We start from the raw sequence: 767 nt of genomic DNA on the forward strand, positions 1-767 counted from the left end.
GGGAGTCGTCGTTGAAATACCACTCTGGTCGTGCTGGATGTCTAACCTGGGTCCGTGATCCGGATCAGGGACAGTGTCTGGTGGGTAGTTTAACTGGGGCGGTTGCCTCCTAAAGGGTAACGGAGGCGCCCAAAGGTTCCCTCAGCCTGGTTGGCAATCAGGTGTTGAGTGTAAGTGCACAAGGGAGCTTGACTGTGAGACTGACGGGTCGAGCAGGTACGAAAGTAGGGACTAGTGATCCGGCGGTGGCTTGTGGAAGCGCCGTCGCTCAACGGATAAAAGGTACCCCGGGGATAACAGGCTGATCTTCCCCAAGAGTCCATATCGACGGGATGGTTTGGCACCTCGATGTCGGCTCGTCGCATCCTGGGGCTGGAGTCGGTCCCAAGGGTTGGGCTGTTCGCCCATTAAAGCGGTACGCGAGCTGGGTTTAGAACGTCGTGAGACAGTTCGGTCCCTATCCGCTGTGCGCGTAGGAGTCTTGAGAAGGGCTGTCCCTAGTACGAGAGGACCGGGACGGACGAACCTCTGGTGTGCCAGTTGTCCTGCCAAGGGCATGGCTGGTTGGCTACGTTCGGGAGGGATAACCGCTGAAAGCATCTAAGCGGGAAGCCTGCTTCGAGATGAGGACTCCCACCCACTTGATGGGGTAAGGCTCCCAGTAGACGACTGGGTTGATAGGCCGGATATGGAAGCCGGGTGACCGGTGGAGTTGACTGGTACTAATAGGCCGAGGGCTTGTCCTCAGATGCTCGCGTCCACTGTGT

General features: G+C 58.0%; 1 rRNA gene. It reads left to right on the top strand.

From position 1 onward, the window contains the following. Positions 1-746: ribosomal RNA gene (locus ACY34J_RS29020) — 23S ribosomal RNA — on the top strand; the annotation flags it as partial. Between the last annotated feature and the right edge of the window lie 21 nt (positions 747-767).

Source organism: Streptomyces sp. HSS9-12 (genome assembly GCF_054963655.1).